15 protein-coding genes are annotated in these 18,662 nt (G+C 67.7%); 10 read left to right on the top strand and 5 right to left on the bottom strand.

What is annotated here, in order from left to right; genetic code table 11:
• The first annotated feature begins 175 nt into the window (after positions 1–175).
• On the top strand, positions 176–565 hold the full coding sequence (locus AC1DCJ_RS10400) for a DUF6165 family protein (protein WP_478070887.1): 390 nt from the start codon (positions 176–178) through the stop codon (positions 563–565).
• Positions 566–586: 21 nt separating this feature from the next.
• Here the strand turns inward: AC1DCJ_RS10400 and AC1DCJ_RS10395 are convergent, their stop codons facing one another.
• Together AC1DCJ_RS10395 and AC1DCJ_RS10390 are read right to left on the bottom strand one after the other, a co-directional pair.
• Entirely contained in the window at positions 587–1,330 is a 744-nt protein-coding gene (locus AC1DCJ_RS10395; RefSeq protein WP_038692607.1) for a FadR/GntR family transcriptional regulator, read from the bottom strand.
• A 90-nt stretch (positions 1,331–1,420) separates the two neighbouring features.
• Positions 1,421–4,303 (bottom strand): TonB-dependent receptor, encoded by a 2,883-nt coding sequence (locus AC1DCJ_RS10390; RefSeq protein ID WP_478070886.1) that lies wholly within the window; start codon positions 4,301–4,303, stop codon positions 1,421–1,423.
• Between the two features lie 281 nt (positions 4,304–4,584).
• On the opposite strand from AC1DCJ_RS10390, the gene AC1DCJ_RS10385 reads away from it, so the two are divergent.
• Genes AC1DCJ_RS10385 through AC1DCJ_RS10360 form a run of 6 tightly spaced genes read left to right on the top strand, consistent with a single transcriptional unit; the run spans position 4,585 to position 13,445 of the window.
• On the top strand, positions 4,585–6,810 hold the full coding sequence (locus tag AC1DCJ_RS10385; RefSeq protein ID WP_478070885.1) for a polysaccharide lyase 6 family protein: 2,226 nt from the start codon (positions 4,585–4,587) through the stop codon (positions 6,808–6,810).
• Positions 6,807–9,041 (top strand): oligoalginate lyase, encoded by a 2,235-nt coding sequence (locus AC1DCJ_RS10380; RefSeq protein WP_478070884.1) that lies wholly within the window; start codon positions 6,807–6,809, stop codon positions 9,039–9,041. Before AC1DCJ_RS10385 ends, AC1DCJ_RS10380 begins: the two co-directional genes overlap by 4 nt.
• Positions 9,038–10,330, top strand: a complete 1,293-nt coding sequence (locus tag AC1DCJ_RS10375) for an MFS transporter (RefSeq protein WP_137191816.1) — start codon at positions 9,038–9,040, stop codon at positions 10,328–10,330. Before AC1DCJ_RS10380 ends, AC1DCJ_RS10375 begins: the two co-directional genes overlap by 4 nt.
• Positions 10,331–10,372: 42 nt before the next feature.
• A complete protein-coding gene (locus AC1DCJ_RS10370) occupies positions 10,373–11,128 on the top strand; it encodes an SDR family NAD(P)-dependent oxidoreductase (RefSeq protein ID WP_137191817.1) in 756 nt (251 codons plus the stop codon).
• A 35-nt stretch (positions 11,129–11,163) separates the two neighbouring features.
• Positions 11,164–12,345, top strand: a complete 1,182-nt coding sequence (locus AC1DCJ_RS10365; RefSeq protein ID WP_448132844.1) for a GDSL-type esterase/lipase family protein — start codon at positions 11,164–11,166, stop codon at positions 12,343–12,345.
• Positions 12,342–13,445, top strand: a complete 1,104-nt coding sequence (locus AC1DCJ_RS10360; protein WP_478070883.1) for a sugar kinase — start codon at positions 12,342–12,344, stop codon at positions 13,443–13,445. The genes AC1DCJ_RS10365 and AC1DCJ_RS10360 overlap by 4 nt, the downstream gene beginning before the upstream one ends.
• 14 nt (positions 13,446–13,459) lie before the next feature.
• Here AC1DCJ_RS10360 and AC1DCJ_RS10355 read toward each other — a convergent pair whose 3' ends face one another.
• The gene (locus AC1DCJ_RS10355; RefSeq protein ID WP_478070882.1) at positions 13,460–13,885 is read right to left on the bottom strand and encodes an NUDIX domain-containing protein; all 426 of its coding nucleotides are present in this window, start codon (positions 13,883–13,885) and stop codon (positions 13,460–13,462) included.
• Complete coding sequence (locus AC1DCJ_RS10350; RefSeq protein ID WP_313246524.1) at positions 13,878–14,474, bottom strand: TetR/AcrR family transcriptional regulator; 597 nt, start codon at positions 14,472–14,474, stop codon at positions 13,878–13,880. The genes AC1DCJ_RS10355 and AC1DCJ_RS10350 overlap by 8 nt, the downstream gene beginning before the upstream one ends.
• Positions 14,475–14,586: 112 nt before the next feature.
• Here AC1DCJ_RS10350 and AC1DCJ_RS10345 point away from each other — a divergent pair, with 112 nt between their 5' ends.
• Genes AC1DCJ_RS10345 through AC1DCJ_RS10335 form a run of 3 tightly spaced genes read left to right on the top strand, consistent with a single transcriptional unit; the run spans position 14,587 to position 17,443 of the window.
• A complete protein-coding gene (locus AC1DCJ_RS10345) occupies positions 14,587–15,642 on the top strand; it encodes a sugar phosphate isomerase/epimerase family protein (RefSeq protein ID WP_478070881.1) in 1,056 nt (351 codons plus the stop codon).
• A complete protein-coding gene (locus AC1DCJ_RS10340; RefSeq protein WP_314402647.1) occupies positions 15,642–16,511 on the top strand; it encodes an alpha/beta fold hydrolase in 870 nt (289 codons plus the stop codon). The genes AC1DCJ_RS10345 and AC1DCJ_RS10340 overlap by 1 nt, the downstream gene beginning before the upstream one ends.
• Positions 16,508–17,443, top strand: a complete 936-nt coding sequence (locus AC1DCJ_RS10335) for an alpha/beta hydrolase (RefSeq protein WP_478070880.1) — start codon at positions 16,508–16,510, stop codon at positions 17,441–17,443. Before AC1DCJ_RS10340 ends, AC1DCJ_RS10335 begins: the two co-directional genes overlap by 4 nt.
• Before the next feature lie 93 nt (positions 17,444–17,536).
• On the opposite strand, the gene AC1DCJ_RS10330 is transcribed toward AC1DCJ_RS10335, so the two are convergent.
• Positions 17,537–18,109 carry an OmpO family porin gene (locus tag AC1DCJ_RS10330; protein ID WP_038691013.1) on the bottom strand — a complete coding sequence of 191 codons (573 nt, stop codon included), beginning with the start codon at positions 18,107–18,109 and terminating at the stop codon, positions 17,537–17,539.
• Positions 18,110–18,662: the final 553 nt, after the last annotated feature.

The raw sequence follows: 18,662 nt of genomic DNA, 5'->3' as shown, positions 1-18,662 counted from the left end.
GGGAAGCACTCCATCGGACGGCGGCGCCGTCGAGGTGGGCAGTGTTCCTGTTGGGGCCGTAAAGCCGCCATGCCGTGGCGGCGGTGCCGGCGCAAAATCAGCGTAAATCCTGCGTCCACGATGCCGCACAGGGGCCGCGCTATCATGGCCGCTCTGACCTGTTGCGAGTAATGGCGTGGACGCGATCCTGACCCCGGTATCGATTGGCGAGCTGATCGACAAGATCACCATTCTGGAAATCAAGGCCGAGCGCATCAGCGATGCCGGCAAGAACGCCAACGTCCGCAAGGAACTCGATGGCCTGTGGCCGTTGTGGCAGCAGCAGCTGGCCAGCCAGCCGGGGCTGGGTGCCCTGAAGGATCAGCTCAAGGCGATCAACGTGCGCATGTGGGACATCCAGGACCAGCTGCGCGACAAGGAAGCGGCGCAGGTGTTCGACGATGCGTTCATCCAGCTGGCGCGTGGGGTGTACGGCACCAACGGCGAGCGGGTGAAGGTGAAGAACGAGATCAACCGCGTGGCCGGTTCGCAGCTGGTGGAAGAAAAGCAGTACCAGGGCGAGTAACCCACCCCGCCCGCGCCGGGCTCAGTGCCCGGTGGCGGCCATGAAGCGTTCGCGGTCCTGCTGGGTACGCCGGCGGATTTCGGCCAGCGCTTCGTTTTCGGTGGCTTCCAGCATGGATTCGAACAGGCGCTGGAAGTGGTTGCGCATGGCCAGCCGTGCGGCGGCCGGGTCGCGCTGGCGCAGGGCGTCGAGAATGGCGGTGTGTTCTTCGTCGCGGGTGTCGTCGTCGTTGTGGCAGACGTTGGCATACACCTGCTTCACCCGCGGCAGTTCGTTGCGCATGCGCCAAATCAGCTGCACGCAGTGCTCCACCACCGGGTTGCCGGCAATGCGGGCAATGGACAGGTGGAACTGGCGGTCGGCTTCGCTGGCGGCGGCCTCGCCCGAGGCCGGGTCGACCATGGCCGCGATGAGGCCCGCCAGGTCCTGGAGTTCGGCGTCGGTGATGCGGCTGGCGGCCATGGCCGCCGCTTCGGCCTCGATCACCGCGCGGGCGGCGGTGAGGTCGAAGGCAGACACGTCCGGCAGCGCGCCGGGGGCCTGCGACGGGCGCGCCTTCACATACACGCCCGAGCCGGTCTTGATGGTGATCAGCCCCTGCGCTTCCAGCGCGATTTCCGCCTCGCGCACGGTCACCCGGCTGACGCCGAGGCGTTCGGCCAGGTCGCGTTCGCCGGGCAGCCGCGAGCCCGGCGGGAATTCGCCCTTCTCGATCAGCGCGACGATTTCGGCGGCAATGGACTGGTAGAGACGGGGTTCGGACATCATCAAGACCTGGCTGTACGGTGGCTGGGGACCATCATGCGACCCGCGCCCTCAGAGAGCGGCGCGGTTGGGAAAACCGCGCCACTGACCTCAGAAGCGGTAGCGCACCCCGAGATAATAGCGCCGCCCGTAGGTGGTGTACTCGCGGAAGCTGCCCAGGATGGGCATATCCGACACCCGCGGCTCGTCGGTGAGGTTGCTGGCCGACAACGACAGCGACAAGTGCTTGTTCACTTTGTAGGTGGCGCGGAAGTCGAGCGAGCCATTGTCGCGCACGTAGCGGTTCTGCGACGGGTCCCCGACGAACTGCTGGTAATAATCCGAGCGGTATTTGTAGATGGCCTGCAGGTCCAGCTTGCCCAGGCCCCAATACACCTGGGCCGAGGCCACGTGCTTGGACAGGCCGAAGATGTTGGCCGGCTCGACGATCCCCGGCGTGAAGACGCCGGTGATGGGGTCGGTGGACTCGCCCAGGCGCAGGTCTTCGGTCTTGAAGTTGGAATGGGCGTAGTTGTAGCTGGCCTTCACGCCCAGGCCGGAGAAGATGCCCGGCAGGTAGCTGAAGCTGTGCGAGCCGGTGAGCTCGAAGCCGATCAGGTCGCTTTTCTGGTCGCTGGTGGCCAGCTGCTCCACCGGAACGGTGACGCTCTGGCCGTCGATGTCGAAGGTTTCGCCCACCACCACCGGTACCGAGCCGCCGTTGAACTGCTTGTAGTAGATGGCCGTGGACAGCATGGAATCGGCGTTGGCATACCACTCCAGCGAGACGTCGGCGTTCCAGGACATCAGCGGCTTGGCGCGCGGGTTGCCGGTGGCGGTGATGTTGCCCAGCGCCTCGGCCACCGTGCGGAAATCGGTATCGGCCTCGTCCAGGGTGAAGCTGCGGCCAAAGCCTTCGGCGGCCAGGTCGGGGCGTGACATGGCGCGGTAGGCACCCACGCGCAGCAGCAGGTCCGGGTGCAGTTCGAAGGCGGCGTTGAAGCTGGGCAGCCATTCGGTGTTGCTGGACTTGAGGATCTGCCGGGTGAAGTCGCCGGTGGGGCGCAGGGTCACGCTGCCATCGGGGTTGTTGATGACATCCAGGCTGCTGCGCAGGCCCACCGAACGCACGTCGGTACGCACGCCGCGCACGCCGATGTTGCCGGTGACCGGCAGGCCGAACCACTCGCTGCTGTAGTCGCCCATCAGGTAGAGGGCGTTGGTTTTCTCGGTGACATCGTTGTTGGCCGGGTCGCGCAGGTCGGCGCTCAGGCCGGTGTCGTCCACGCCGGTGAAGGCGTTGAACAGGCAGCGGCTGTCGAAGCTGGCCCACTGGTCGATGGTGTTGCCGCTGGCGTTGGCCAGGAAGTCCTTCTGCGGGAATTCCTGGCGGCAGGCGCGGTTGGCCGCGCGGATGGCGGCCACATTGGTGGTGGTGATGTCGCGGGTGTCGGTGAAGTCGGTGTAGGTGGCTTCGGAATGCCGCACGCCGCCCTTGATGGCGGTGAAGAAGCCGCTTTCCGGGGTGAACGCCGCATCGAAGCGCTGCGCGCGGATGGTGTGCTCGCGGCTCTGCTGGCGGCGGCGGATCAGCGCCGAATCGGTGTAGTTGTCCGGGTTGTTCACGTCGAACGCCGGATCCAGATAGATGCTGGGCACATCGCCGCTGTAGTCGTAGGTGTAATCGACGTAGCGGGTGTTCTTGATGCCGCCCACCGGGTTGCCGTTGACGTCGGTGCGGCCGGCGCGCAGGCGGGTGGAACGCTCGATCTGGTCGCGCTGGGTGTTGGAATAGGACAGGTCGGTGGACAGCGTCCAGGCCGGGGTGGGCCGGAAGATGACGTTGAAGCCGCCGCCGGTGTATTCCTCCTTGCGCTCCAGGAAGTTGCCGGTGGAGTCGATGGTGGTGCTGCCGGTGTGGTGCAGCAGCGCGCCGTCGTCGGTGACCACGCGGTTGTTGAGGTTGCGCATCATCGACGACAGCGACAGGTCCGAGCGGTCTTCGGTGTAGTCGCGCTTGGAATGCTGGTAGTCGAAGTTCACTTCCACCGTGTCGTTGGGACGCCACTGCAGCGCGGCGAACTGCGAGTCGCGCTTGTCGTGTTCGATGAACTGGCGGTAGATGCGGCTGCTGGGCACCAGGTAATAGGGCACGCCGTTGGCGACCTGGTTGCCGTTGACCTGGGTGCAGTTGCGGGTGGCGCCCACGGTTTCGCGGCCGTCGCAGGCCACCCACGTGGAGCTGCTGGAGAACATTTCTTCCGGGTTGCTGCCCTGCAGGGCCTGCACGCCCACCGAGACGCCGAGCTTGCCGGCCCCGCCCATGTCGAACTGGTCGATATAGCTGGCGGTACCGCGCCAGCCGACGCCGTCCTTGTCCTTGAGGCGGTCGTCGTAGTCCTGCCAGGTGCCGCGGCCATCCACCTGGATGGTGCGCTTGCCGTATTCGAGCGGCTTGACCGTTTCCATGTTCACGGTGCCGGCCACGCCGCCTTCGACGAAGTCGGCGCGCTGGGTCTTGTAGATCGCCACGCTGTTGATCAGCTCGGACGGGAACTGGTTGAAGTTCACCGAGCGGTCGCCGCTGCCGTTGGTGGCTTCGCGGCCGTTGAAGGTGGACGAGCCCAGGAACGGGCCCAGGCCACGGATCGAGATTTCCGACGCCCCGCCCTTCTCGCGATGGGTGGAGGCACCGGTGATGGTTTCGATGGCCTCGCCGATGGACAGGGCCGGCAGGTCGCCGATGTCCTCGGCAGCGAGCACGTCGGACACCACGGTCTCTTCGCGCTTCTTGTCGATCGAGGTCTGGATGGTGCCGCGCACACCGGTGACCTGGACCTGGTCCAGGGTGGTGGCCTGCGCGGGCGGTGATTCGGCCTCCTGTGCGTACACCAGCGGCACGGCCGCGGTGACAGACAGGGCATACAACAGCGCGCCATGCAGCGCGGTGCGGCGGAGGCCTCGTGGCGAGGCCGTACGGCGGTCATGCAACATCGTGATCTCCCTCCCAGGATGGATCGTCCGATTACACGGATTCGATCCGGACAATTCACGGTTGCTGGACCAATGTCAATGAATTGGTACTAAAGTCTACCCCTGTGATCCGCCTAGACCACTTTGGACGAATTTAATGTGCGGATGCAGCAGAAATATGCGCAACCGGCCAACCACATGCACCTAAAGTGGTATGCGATTGTGGTTGACGCGCGCCGCGCCCGACCTGTTACGATCCGGACTCGCGTTGAACGCCACGGTTGATCTGGGAGGGTAAGCCTGTGACTTTGCACCATTCGCATGCGCCATGGGCGCTGCGCCCGCTTGCGGCGGCACTGGCCACGGGCCTGTTGTTGGGCGCCCTGCCCGCCTTCGCCGCCGATCACCTGGTCCACGACGCTGCCGCCTATGCGCAGGTGGCCAAGACCCTGCAACCCGGCGACACGGTGATCCTGGCCGACGGCGTGTGGCGCGATACCGACCTGCTTCTGCGCGGCACCGGCACAATTGGTCAACCAATTAAGCTGACGGCGCAGACCCCCGGCAAGGTGATCCTCAGCGGCCAGTCGCAGCTGCGGCTGGCCGGCAGCTACCTGGAAGTGTCCAACCTGGTGTTCCGCGATGGCTGGGCGCCGGGCAGCGAAGTGGTGTCCTTCCGCGCCTCGTCCAAGGAATGGGCCACCCACAGCCGGGTGACCGGGGTGGTGATCGACGGTTACAACAAGCCGGACCGCCAGCAGTCGGACAACTGGGTGGGCATGTACGGCCAGCACAACCGCTTCGACCACAACCAGCTGGTGGGCAAGACCAACGCCGGCACCACCCTGGTGGTGGTGCGAAACGCCACCAGCGGGTTGGACAACCGCCACCGCATCGACCACAACTGGTTCGGCCCGCGCCCCAACCTGGGCAGCAACGGCGGCGAGACCATCCGCGTGGGTACCAGCACCGACTCGCAGTCCAATTCGAATACGGTGGTGGAGAACAACTGGTTCGAACACTGCGACGGCGAAGTGGAGATCGTGTCCAACAAGTCCGGCGGCAACCTGTACCGGGGCAACGTGTTCTTTGAATCGCGCGGGTCGATGGTGTTGCGCCATGGCCACGGCAACGTGGTGGAGCGCAATGTGTTCCTGGGCAACAACAAGGCCCATACCGGCGGCGTGCGGGTGATCAACCGCCACCAGATCGTGCGCGACAACTATTTCGAGAACATCGCCGGCGACAACTTCGCCGCCGCGCTGGCGGTGATGGCCGGCACGCGCGACGCGCCTCTGAACCGCTACGAGCAGGTCGACGACGCGGTGATCGAGCGCAACAGCTTCATCAACGTGCGCCAGCTGTTCCTGGGCGCGGGGCTGGACGATGAGCGCAACGCCATGCCGGTGAACAGCCGCATGGCCGGCAACCTGTTCATCGGTGATGGCAAGAACGCACTGCTGCGCAGCCAGGGCAACCTGGGCGGCATTGCCTTCAGCGGCAACGTGCAGAGTCCCACCGTGTCGCCCGGCTTCCCGGCCGGCGTAAGCGCGCGCCAGGTCACCCTGCAGCGCGCGGCCAACGGCCTGCAGTACCCGGTGGAAACAGTGGCCGCAGGCGCCCCGCGCGACCTGGCACCGATCGCCCGCGACCAGGTGGGCGTTGCGTGGTACCCGAAGGAACTGAGCACGGTGGCGCTGGACAGTGGCAGCGTGCGCAAGGTGGCCCCGGGCGAGGACACCCTCACCCGCGCCATTGCAGCCAGCGCCCCGGGCGACCGCCTGCAGCTGCAGCGCGGCCAGTACCGGGTGGACCAGGTGCTGGGCGTGGACCACCCGCTGAGCGTGATCGGGCCGGCGCGTGGCCAGGCCCGCCTGCAGTTCACCCGCCCCAGCCTGTTCGAGATCCGCGCGGGCGGTGCGTTGAAGCTGTCGCGGCTGGACATCGATGGCGCCCTGGCGCCCGATGCCGCCGGCAACGCGGTGGTGCGCATCGCCCCGGGCAGCCAGGCGTTCAACTACACCCTGCACATTGAAGACAGCCGCATCCACGGGCTGACCGCCAACAAGGCCTTCGACGTGATCAACGCCGGCAAGGGCAGCCTGGCCGCGCGCATCGCGCTGCGCAACACCACGGTGGACGACATCAGCGGCAGCGTGATTGCCGCCGCCGCCGAGACCGACGACCTGGGCACCTACAACGCCGAGCAGGTGGAGATTGTGGATTCGCACTTCACCCGCATCGGCGGGCCGCTGCTGAGCCTGTACCGCGGCGGCACCGACGAGAGCACCTTCGGGCCGTCGCTGCTGCTGCAGGGCAACCAGCTGCAGCAGGTGGGCGTGGCCGATGACACCAGCCTGCGCCTGCAGGGCGTGCAGCAGGCCACGCTGGTGGACAACCAATTCGCGCACAGCGGCCGCGTGCGCTTCAGCCACCGCGTGGGCGAGCCCCACCTGCGCGTGCGCAACAACGTGCTTACCGCCACGGCGGCAATGCAGTCTGATACTCCAGCCGAGACCCTGCCATGACGCGTTCCACGCCCTTGATGCTGCTGCTGGCCGCGTCCTTCAGCGCCGCAGCACTGCCCGCCGTTGCCGCCGCACCGGCCGCCACCCAACAACCGGCCAGCGCAGGCAGCGCGCCGGTGCTGGTGACCGCCGCGCAGTGGCAGCAGATGCGCAGCGACGGCGCCCGCTACCCGGTGTTCACCAAGGAACAGCAGCGCGCCGAACGCCTGGTGCGCGGCATGATCAAGGCCGGCATCGATGTGCCGGTGCCCAAGGACAAGGGCGGCGGTTACACCCACGAGCAGCACAAGCGCAATTACCAGGCCATCCAGGCTGCCGGTGCGCTGTACCGGCTGACCGGCGACAAGGTCTATGCCGATTACGCACGCGACCTGCTGCTGGGCTACGCCAAGCTGTACCCCGGGCTGGGCGCCCACCCGCAGGGGCGCGGCCAGATTCCCGGCCGGCTGTTCTGGCAGACGCTCAACGACTCGGTGTGGCTGGTGAGCGCGGTGCAGGGCTACGACGCGATCCGCGACAGCCTGAGTGCCGCGGACCGAAAGACCATCGACGACAACGTGTTCCGGCCGATGGCCGACTTCCTGAGCGGCACGCCGGAGAACTTCGACAAGATCCACAACCACGCCACCTGGGCGGTGGCGGCGGTGGGCATGACCGGTTACGTGCTGCGCGACCCCACCTATGTGGACAAGGCGCTGAAGGGCAGCAAGCGCGATGGCAGCGCCGGCTTCCTGAAGCAGGTGGACCAGCTGTTCTCGCCCGATGGCTATTACGAGGAAGGCCCCTACTACCAGCGCTATGCGCTGGCACCGTTCATCCTGTTCGCCAATGCGATCGAGCGCAACGACCCGCAGCAGGGCATCTTCAAGCGCCGCGACGGCGTGCTGCTCAAGGCGGTGGATGCCCTGGTGCAGAGCAGCTACGGCGGCTACTTCTTCCCGATCAACGACGCGATCCTGGACAAAGGCCTGGACACCGAAGAGCTGGTGGCCGGCATCGACATCGCCTACGCGCGCACCAGCGATGCGCGCCTGTTGTCGGTGGCCAAGGCGCAGAAGCGCGTGCTGCTGTCGCCCGAGGGTCTGCAGGTGGCCCAGGCGCTGGCACAGGACAAGGCCACGCCGTTCGCGTTCGTACCCACCCTGCTGCGCGATGGACCGGATGGCACCGAAGGGGCGCTGGCGATCCTGCGCATGGGCGGTGAGAACGGCCAGGCACTGGTGATGAAGAACACCAAGCAGGGCATGGGCCACGGCCACTTCGACAAGCTCAACTGGCTGTTCTACGACAACGGCCAGCGCGTGGTCACCGACTACGGCGCGGCGCGCTTCCTCAACATCGAGGCCAAGGCCGGCGGCATCTACCTGCCCGAGAACAACAGCTGGGCACGCCAGACCATCGCGCACAACACGCTGGTGGTGAACGAGCAGAGCCACTTCGGCGGTGATTGGAAGAAGGGCCAGCCGCTGGCCCCGACGCCGTTGCTGTTTGCCACCCGCGACGACACCCAGATTGCCTCGGCACGCATGGACAGCGCCTACGACGGGGTGAGCTTCACCCGCACCCAGCTGCTGCTGGCCCACCCCTCGCTGGGCGAGCCGGTGGTGCTGGACCTGCTGCGCGTGACCGGCAGCAAGGCGGCGCGCTACGACCTGCCGCTGCACTTCAACGGCCACATCATGGATGTGGGCTTCAAGAGCCAGTCGGCGGTAACCAGCCGCCCGGTGCTGGGCAAGGCCAACGGCTACCAGCACGTGTGGGTGGATGCCTCCAGCGAGCCCAGCAGCGAGGCGCGCAGCCTGACCTGGCTGCTGGACGGGCGCTTCTATACCTACCGCTTCGCCAGCACCGCGCCGTCGCGGGCGCTGATCGGAGAGAGCGGGGCCAATGACCCGTCGTTCAACCTGCGCCGCGAACCGATGCTGCTGCAGCGTGTGGATGGCCAGACCGCCACCACCTTCTACGGCGTGCTGGAACCGCACGGCCAGTACGACGGCACGGCCGAGACCGTGCGCGGTGCCAACAGCCGCATCGATGCCATTGCGCATTACCGCGGCAAGGATGCCGATGTGCTGGTGCTGGACCTGGCCGGTGGCAAGCGGGTGGCGGTGGGCATTGCCGATGAACCGGACAAGCCCGGCAGCCATGAAGTGAGTGGCGGTGGGCAGAGCTGGCGCTGGGACGGCGGCTGGAAGCGCTTTGACAGCAGCACCGGCAAGGACAGCAAATGAAAGTGACCACGCAGGCCCGTACCTACGTCCGTTGGCTGATCGTGGCGCTCATCGCCATTGCCACGGTGATCAACTACATCGACCGCAACGCCCTGGCGGTGATGTGGCCGCAGATTTCCAAGGATGTAGGCGCCACCAAGGAAGACTACGCACTGCTGGTGACGGTGTTCATGCTGTTCTACGCCGCCGGCCAGTTCGTGTTCGGGCGCCTGTTCGACATCATCGGCACGCGGCTGGGCTTTGCGCTGTCCATCGCGGTGTGGTCGATCTCGATTGCGCTGCACTCGGTCACCCACTCCATCCTGTCCTTCAGCCTGGTCCGCGCGATGCTCGGCATCAGCGAGGCCGGTGCCTGGCCGGGCGCGGTGAAGGCCAACGCCGAGTGGTTCCCCGCGCGCGAGCGGGCCTTGGCGCAGGGCGTGTTCAACGCCGGCGCGTCGATCGGCGCGATCGTGTCGGCGCCGCTGATCGCGGTGCTGTTCCTGTGGCTGGGCTGGCGCGGCACGTTCATCCTGATCGGTGCGATTGGCTTCATCTGGCTGCTGCCGTGGCTGATCATCTACCGCGCCGGCCCCGACAAGCACCCGTGGGTGAGCGCGGCCGAACGCGCGTTGATCCTGGATGCGCCCGCCGAACAGCCGGCCACGCCCAAGGCCGAGTATGTACCGAGCATGCGCCAGCTGCTGGGCCATCGGCAGACCTGGGGCATCCTGATCTCGCGGTTCTTCCTGGACCCGATCTGGTGGCTGTTCGTGTCCTGGCTGCCGCTCTACCTGGCCGACACCTTCGGCTTTGACATCAAGCAGATCGGCATCTTCGCCTGGGTGCCCTACGTGGGCGCGATGATCGGCAGCCTGGGCGGCGGCTGGTTGTCCGGCCGCCTGATCGGCGCCGGCTGGAGCGTGGACAAGGCCCGCAAGGTGGTGATCACCCTGGGCGGCGCGATCATGGCTCCGGCGCTGCTGGGCGCGGTGCTGGCCACCGACCCGGTGTGGGCGGTGGTGACCATCGCCTTCGTGCTGTTCGGCTTCCAGATCGCCATCGGCAACATCCAGACCCTGCCCGGCGACATCTTCAGCGGCAAGTCGGTCGGCTCGGTCGCCGGCCTGGGCGGCATGGCCGCGGTGGCCGGCACGCTGATCACCACCTGGCTGGTGCCGGCGATGACCCACGAGTCCTACGCGCCCATTTTCATCCTGGTGGCCGCACTGGTGCCGGCCTCGCTGCTGGCGCTGTGGCTGGTGACCGGCCGCGTCGAAAAACTCGACGGCCCGGCCCAGCCGCGCTGAACCTCTTCGTTCCTTTCCCCCAACGCACTACTGGAGTTTTCCATGACCCAATTCAACAACAAGGTGGCCATCGTCACCGGTGGCGGCCGTGACATCGGTCGCGAGATCTCGATCAAGCTGGCGGCCGCCGGTGCCAAGGTGTGCATCAACTACGCCAACGACGAAGCCAGCGCGCAGGACACGCTGAAGCAGATCGAGGCCGCCGGTGGTACCGCCATCGTGCACCGCGCCGACGTGACCGATGCCAAGGCGGTGGCCGGCATGGTGGCCGCCACCCAGGCCGCATTCGGTGAGCGCATCGACGTGCTGGTGAACGTGGCCGGCGGCATGGTGCAGCGCCGCCCGCTGGCCGAGATCGACGAAGCGTTCTTCCACAAGGTGATGGACCTCAACATGAGCTCGGTCTACCTGACCACCCACGCGGTGGTGCCGCACATGGCCGAGGGCGGCGCGATCGTCAACTTCGCCTCGCAGGCTGGCCGCGATGGCGGTGGCCCGGGCGCGGCGATCTATGCCACCGCGAAGGCCGCAGTGATGACCTTCACCCGCGCCATGGCCAAGGAACTGGGCCCGCGTGGCATCCGCGTCAACGCCCTGTGCTGCGGCATGATCGCCACCCGCTTCCACGATGAATTCACCAAGCCGGAAGTGCGCACCGCCGTGGCCGGCAACACCCCGCTGCGCCGCCAGGGCCGCCCGCAGGAAGCCGCCGACACGGCCGTGTACCTGGCCTCCGATGCCGCCGGTTTCATCACCGGTGCCAACGTGGACGTCAACGGCGGCACCTACTTCTCTTGATCCGTTTGCTTCGCTGACCGCCTGGGAGGGCCACCATGCTGCGCTGGACCACTGCACTTTCGATTGCACTTGCCACCAGCGCCGCTGCGCTGCCCGCCCATGCCCAGGTGTGGGTGCCGGCATGGACCGCCTCACCCGCACCGGACCGCCAGGACGGCACCCCGGAGGCGCCGGTGCAGTTCGCGCACCAGACGGTGCGCCAGGACATGCGGTTGGCCAGTTCGGCCACCGCGCTGCGCTTTCGCATCAGCAATGAACTGGGCGATGCGCCGCTGACCATCGGCGGCGCCTCGGCCCAACGCACCGGCACGGCCACCCCGGCCAAGCTGGTCACCTTCAATGGTCGCAGCGAAGTGGTGGTGCCGGTGGGCGCCGCCCTGCTCAGCGACCCGGTGGCGATGACGGTGCCGGCACTGGCCGATGTGTCGCTCACCGTGTACTTCCCGCAGCCCACCAAGCCGGCGGTGCGCCGCACCGCGCTGCGCATCGCCGACGGCCGCCTGGCCGAGGTGGGTGACAAGGTCAAACTGGCTTACCGGCAGAACGTGGTGTCGGCGGTGCTGGCCGAACGTGCCAGCAAGCCCGTGGTCGTGGTTGCCCTGGGCGACTCGATCACCGAAGGCGCCACCGCCACGCGCGGAAGCAACGGCGACTGGCCGGCGTTGCTGGCCACCCGCCTGCAGCAGGCCTGCCCGGACCAGGTGGTGGTGGTGAATGCCGGTATCAGCGGCAACAAGGTAATGGACCACGGCCGCAGCCACAGCGCGCTGGCGCGGCTGGACCGCGACGTGATCGCGCTGCCGAACGTCAGCAAGGTCATCGTGTTCGAAGGCATCAACGACATCCGCCACGACGGCGGCACCCCGCCCACCGCCGGCCGCAATGCCGAGGACATGGTGCTGGGCTACCGGCAGATCGCCGAGCGCCTGCACGGCAACGGCATCGGCGCGATCGCCGCCACCATCACCCCGTTCGGCGGCTCGGACCGCTACGAGCCGACCTCGGCGGCCACCCGCACCACCCTCAACACCTGGATGCGCGGCGGCCGCAGCGGCTATGACGCGCTGATCGACTTCGACGCGATCCTGCGCGACCCGGCCAACACCGAAAACCTGCCCGAGGACATCACCCGCGACCACCTGCATCCCAACGATGAAGGCTACCGGCGCATGGCCGCCGGCATCGACCTGGGGCTGCTGGGGTGCCGGGCACGATGAGCGGCCAGCAGTTCAAGGTAGCGGCCTCCAGCGGCCAGCGCTGGGATGCGCTGGCACTGGGCGAGGTGATGCTGCGCTTCGACCCGGGCGAAGGCCGCGTGCGCAACGCGCGCCAGTTCAACGTGTGGGAAGGCGGCGGCGAGTACAACGTGGCGCGCGGGCTGTGCAGCACCTTCGGCCACCGCAGCGGCGTGCTCACCGCGTTGCCGCGCAATGAGCTGGGCGCGCTTGCCCAGCAGCTGATCCAGGCCGGTGGCGTGGATACCAGCCAGATCGTCTGGCGCGACTACGACGGCATCGGCCGCAACACGCGCATGGGCCTGAACTTCACCGAGCGCGGCTTCGGCGTGCGCGCGCCGCTGGGCATTTCCGACCGCGCCTACTCGGCCGCCTCGCAATTGCAGCCGCACGAATACGACTGGGACGCGGTGTTCGGCCGCGACGGCGCCCGCTGGCTGCATACCGGCGGCATCTTCGCCGCGCTGTCCGAGCACAGCGCGCAGACCGCCATCACCGCTGCGCAGGCCGCGCGCCGCCACGGGGTGGCGGTGTCCTACGACCTGAACTACCGCGCCAGCCTGTGGGACAGCCACCCTGACCCGGACGGGGCGCGTCACGCCAACTGCGCCATCGCCGCCGAGTGCGACCTGCTGGTGGGCGATGAGTATTCCTTCGCGGCCTGCCTGGGCATGGACCTGGCCGATCTCGGCAAGCGCGAAACACCGATGGACGTGGGCCCAGCCGATGCGGCCGCACAGCGGGCGCTGCAGCGCTTCCCGAACCTGCAGGCCGTGGCCTTCACCCTGCGCGATGCCAGCAACGCGGCACGCAACGGTTGGGCCGGCGCACTGCGCACGCGCGACATGCTGTTCGTGTCGCGCCGGCGCGAGGTGGACCTGCTGGACCGGGTGGGCGGCGGCGATGCGTTCGTGGCCGGCGTGGTGCATGCGCTGCTGGCCGGCAAGGGAGAGCAGGTAGCCGTGGAACTGGGCGCGGCGCATGGGGCGCTGGCGATGTCCACGCCAGGCGACACCGCGTGCACCAGCCTGGAAGAGGTGGAAGCGGTGGCGCGCGGGGATGCAGCAGCGGCCAAGCGCTGATGCGTCAGGTGGGCTCAGCCCGCCGCTGACAGCCGTGCCAGGCCCAGGCGCGCGGACAGGGTCAGCGGCGCGGGCAAGGCGTCGGGGCTGAACCAACCCAGCGCCAGCAGCACCTCCGGTTCCTGCAGTTCGGCAACGGTGTCGTCCAGGGTGCGCGCCAGGTAGACCGGCGCGATCCAGTGCTGCTGCAGCGCCGGTTCGAAATGGTCCACCACGCACAGCAGCCGTTGAATGGCCACGCGCAGCGCGGTTTCTTCGTGCACCTCGCGGACCACGGCGGCTTCGACGGTTTCCATCCAGTCCACCTTGCCCCCCGGCAGGCCCCAGTGACCCTGCTCGGGCGGGCGCCCGCGCTGGACCAGCAGCACCGCGCCATCGGCGCGCTGGATGACCGCACCACAGCCCACGCGCGGCTGATGGCGGACAGATGCCTCAGCCATGCGCCTGCTCCCCCAGCACCTGCATCGCCACCGTCACCGCGGCCAGCAGCCGGGCACGGCTGGCGCCGTCGCGGGCCTGGGTGGAAATGCCGTGCAGCACGGTGGCGAAGTAGTCGCCCAACGCCTGCACGTCGGTGCCATCGGCCAGTTCGCCGGCGGTGGCAGCCTGCTGCAGCCGCGCGATGATCTGCTGGGTGCGCTGGCGGCGGTGTTCGGCCAGCCAGTCCATCACCGCCTCGTTCTCCGGTGCGGTACTGGTGGCCGCCGACACCACCAGGCAGCCCTGCGCGCGCCCACGCTTGGTGTAGGTGAGCACGGCGTCGTGCAGCATGCGTTCGATGGCCGGGCGCACCGCCTGCTCGCGCAGCGCGCGGTCGGCAAAGCCCCCGTCGCCGGCTTCGTACAGCGCCACCGCCTCGCGGAACAACTGCTCCTTGCTGCCGAAGGCGGCGTAGATGCGCGCCGAGGCGATGCCCAGTGCCTCCACCAGCGCCGACATCGACGTGCCTTCGTACCCACGCGCCCAGAACAGCAGCATGGCCTGCTTGAGGGCGTGGTCTTTGTCGAATTCGCGGGGGCGGCCGGCCATGGGGCATCACTACGGAAAGAAGCGGTGCGGCAATTCTAGCGATACCCGGCGTTGACCGGGGCGAACTTGCGGCCTATTCTTTGTCGCTCGACAAACAATAAGGCGACATCCGATGCGCACCATCCAAGGCCCCAGCCTGCACCTGGCCCAGTTCAGTGCAGACCAGCCCCCCTTCAACGACCTGCCGTCCATTGCCGCCTGGGCCGCCAGCCAGGGCTTCAAGGCCCTGCAGATTCCGGCGTGGGACGACCGCCTGTTCGACGTGGAACAGGCCGCGCACAGCCAGCAGTACTGCGATGACATGATCGCCATGCTGGCCGGCCACGGGCTGGTGATCAGCGAGCTCACCACGCACATCTTCGGCCAGCTGGTGGCGGTGCACCCGGCCTACGACGCGCTGTGCGACAGCTTCGCCCCCGCCGCCCTGCACGGCGACCCGGACGCACGCAGCGCCTGGGCGATCGAGCGCATCAAGCTGGCGGCCAAGGCGTCGCAGCGGCTGGGCCTGGACCGCATGGGCACCTTCTCCGGTTCGTTCGCCTGGCCCTACCTGTTCCCGTTCCCGCAGCGGCCGGACGGCCTGATCGAGGCCGCGTTCGAGGAGCTGGCCCGCCGCTGGCTGCCGATCCTGGACGTGTGCGACGCACACGGCATCGACCTCTGCTACGAGATCCACCCTAGCGAAGACCTGCACGACGGCACCAGTTTCGAGCGCTTCCACGCCGCGGTGGGCGGCCACAAACGCTGCCGGATCCTGTTCGACCCCAGCCACTTCGTGCTGCAGCAGCTGGATTACCTGAGCTTCCTGGACATCTACCGCGACTTCATCGGCATGGTCCACATCAAGGATGCCGAGTTCAATCCGAGCGGCCGCCAGGGCATCTACGGCGGCTACAGCGGCTGGACCGAGCGCGCCGGGCGCTTCCGTTCGCTGGGCGATGGGCAGGTGGACTTCAAGGGCATCTTCTCCAAGCTGGCCCAGTACGACTACGACGGCTGGGCCACGCTGGAGTGGGAGTGCTGCCTGAAGAACCAGGAAGACGGTGCGCGCGAGGGCGTGGCCTTCATCAACGCGCACATCATCACCGTGACCGACCGCATCTTCGACGACTTCGCCGGCGCGCCGGTCAGCCGTGCGCAGATCCACGGCATGCTGGGGATCCACTGATGAGCACTTCACTGGACAGCATTACCCACCGCCACGTCCGCATTGACGGCCGCAGCGTGCATTGCGCGATCCTGGGCGAGGGCCGGCCGGTGCTGCTGATTCCCGGCTGGCCGCAGACCTGGTACGCCTGGCGACACATCCTGCAGGCGTTGGCCGCACAGGGTTTCCAGGCCATTGCGGTGGATCCGCCCGGTACTGGTGATTCGGACACGCCGGCCCACGGCTACGACACCGGCGCCATCGCCGCCACCCTGCACGCGGTGATGCAGCAGCTGGGCCATGCGCGCTACCAGGTGGTGGGCCATGACGTGGGCATGTGGGTGGCCTACGCGCTGGCCAGCGACCAGCCCGATGCCGTGCAGCGGCTGGCCATCACCGAGGCGGTGATTCCCGGGTTGGCCGAGGCACCGCCGGTGTTCGTGGCCCCGGAAGACAACATCTTCCTGTGGCATTTCATGTTCAACCAGGTGCGCGACCTGCCCGAAGCGCTGATTGCCGGGCGCGAGCGCGCCTACCTGACCTTCATGTTCGACCGCTGGGCGCATCGCCGCGAAGCGGTGGCGTGCGAGGTGTACATCCGCGCGTATGCGGCGCCGGGCGGGCTGAGCGGTGGGTTTGGCTATTACCGCGCCATTCCCGAGACCATCCGCCAGAACCAGCAGCGCGCTCTTACTCCGCTGGCGATGCCGGTGCTGGCCATCGGGGCCGAACATGCCACCGCCAACATGCCCATGGACACCATGCGCGCGCACGCCGCCGACCTGCGCGGCACGATGATTGCCGACTGCGGGCACTTCGTGATGGAAGAAGCCCCGCAGGCCTTCCTGGACCAGCTGCTGCCGTTCCTGCTGCCGGACTGCGCGGCATGAGCCTGGACCCGGATATCGCCCGCTTCCTGCAGACCCTGCCACCGCCGGAGGTGGTGGCAGGGTTGACGCTGCAGCAGATCCGCGCGGCCAGCGAAGCTGCCCTGCCCGCCCTGCAGGGTCGGTTGGAGCAGGTGGCCGACGTACGGGATTTCAGCGTGACCACCGACGATGGCCATGCGCTCACCGTGCGCGCGTACTGGCCGGCCGGGCATTGTCAGGGCCAGGCGCGCCCGGGGCTGCTGTTCGCCCATGGCGGCGGGTGGTTCCAGTGCTCGCTGGCGGTGTATGACCGTCCGTGCCGGGCGCTGGCCAATGCCACCGGCTGCGTGGTGCTGGCGGTGGACTACCGGCTGGCGCCGGAACACCGCTTCCCGATTCCGCTGGAGGACGTGTACGCCGGGCTGTGCTGGAGCCATGCCCAGGCCGCCCAGCTGGACATCGACCCGACGCGGTTGATGGTGGGCGGGGACAGTGCCGGCGGCAACCTAGCCGCGGCGGTGGCCCTGCTGGCGCGCGAGCGCGGTGGGCCGCCCATCCACCACCAGCTGCTGCTGTACCCGGCGTTGGACACGACCATCGACACCGACAGCCACCGGCAGTTCGGCGAGGGCTATTACCTGAGCACGGCGTTGATGCAACGGTGCTGGGAGGCCTACCTGGGCGAGGGCGTGGCCAACGCCGATGGGCGGGCGGTGCCCGCGCGGGCGCATGACCTGCGCGGCCTGCCGCCGGCCACCGTGCTGGTGTGCGCGTACGACCCGCTGCGCGACGAAGGCGAGCAGTACGCCGCGCGCTTGGCGCAGGCCGGGGTGGCGGTGCACTGCGAGCGCCTGCCCGGCATGGTGCACGCGTGCCTGCACCTGCTTGGCACCGCGCCGGCATCGCGGGTGCTGTTGGCGCGCAGCGCGGCGCTGTTGGCCGCTGCGATCTGACCCAGCCGACGCTGCGCCCACGAAAAAGGCCCGGCAATGCCGGGCCTTTCCTGCCACGCCGATCAGGCGCGTGGCGATGCGGTCACGCTGGAATTACCAGCTGAAGCGCGGGCCGACCGACCATTCCTTGTCACCGTGGCGATCCATCTTGATGTCGCCATTGATGCCCCAGTTCTGGTTCAACTTCACCTGGCCACCCAGGCGGCCGTAGAACTGGCCATCCGGATTGATGCCGTGCTTCTTGCTGAAATCTTCGTAGCCGGCCATTGCGTAGACTTCGGCGTGCTGGCCGAACGCGGTGCGGATACCGGCTTCGGCGCTGTAACCGTTGAAGTCCAGGCCATGGCGCGGGTCGTACTTGTTGTAGGCAACGCGGCCCACGAAGTCGGTGCTGTTGCCGATTTCCTGGTTGTAGCCCACGCCGACGCGCCACTGGTCGGTCTTGGCGTCGTCCAGGTCGCTCTTCTGCTGGTTGAACTCACCAAAGGCGTGGAAGTTCGGCAGGAACGCGTAGGAACCCTTCACACCCCAACCATCGGCCTTGCCGCCGTCTGCGTCGGTCTTGACGTAGTCGCCTTCGGCGTAGTTGTAGGACAGGCCTTCAGCAGCGGAAGCGGCGAACGGCAGGGCGGCGGCAAGCGCCAGGGCAATCAACGAAGTCTTCATGGGGGTACACCTCTGTCTTGAACTACTTGCAGCTGACGCGGACGTCGGTTGCATCGGAAATGTAAATTCTCCGTTATTCGACACAACCCGCCCTGAAGTGAGCCCCCTTCACCTGTGTGAATTTTTGGCAGGGGTTCAGTTGGGCTGTGACATACGCGCGCGCAGATTCCAGCGGAAAAACAGCTGTCAGGCGTGCATGCGGGGTGAGGAGCGGTGCGCGTGGGCGGTGCGAGGCACCTGGCAGCGCACGGCGGCGGCGACACTACGCGCGAGGAGGATTCTGGTCACGACGATGCCCTTGCGGGGCGTCACGCGCTGGGGAAGCCGCTCTTGGGGAGTAACCGGCTAACGCGTCCATCTCCGTGTTGCACCGCTCGGCGCAGGGTGTGCGACAAGGTGCAGGGGCCTTGGGGAAAGGTCCTGCCCGGCGTCCCCATAGTGTGCTGAACGCGTCAGCTGGAATATCAGGATGTTCCGCTCCCTCGTTAGGATTTTTCTGACCCCCCGTACGGAAGCGCGCCGCCGCGTATCCCGTAAGTCATTGAACGCGTTG

It is taken from the genome of Stenotrophomonas sp. 10N36 (genome assembly GCF_056395005.1).
This window is presented reverse-complemented; position numbering and strand designations above follow the sequence as displayed.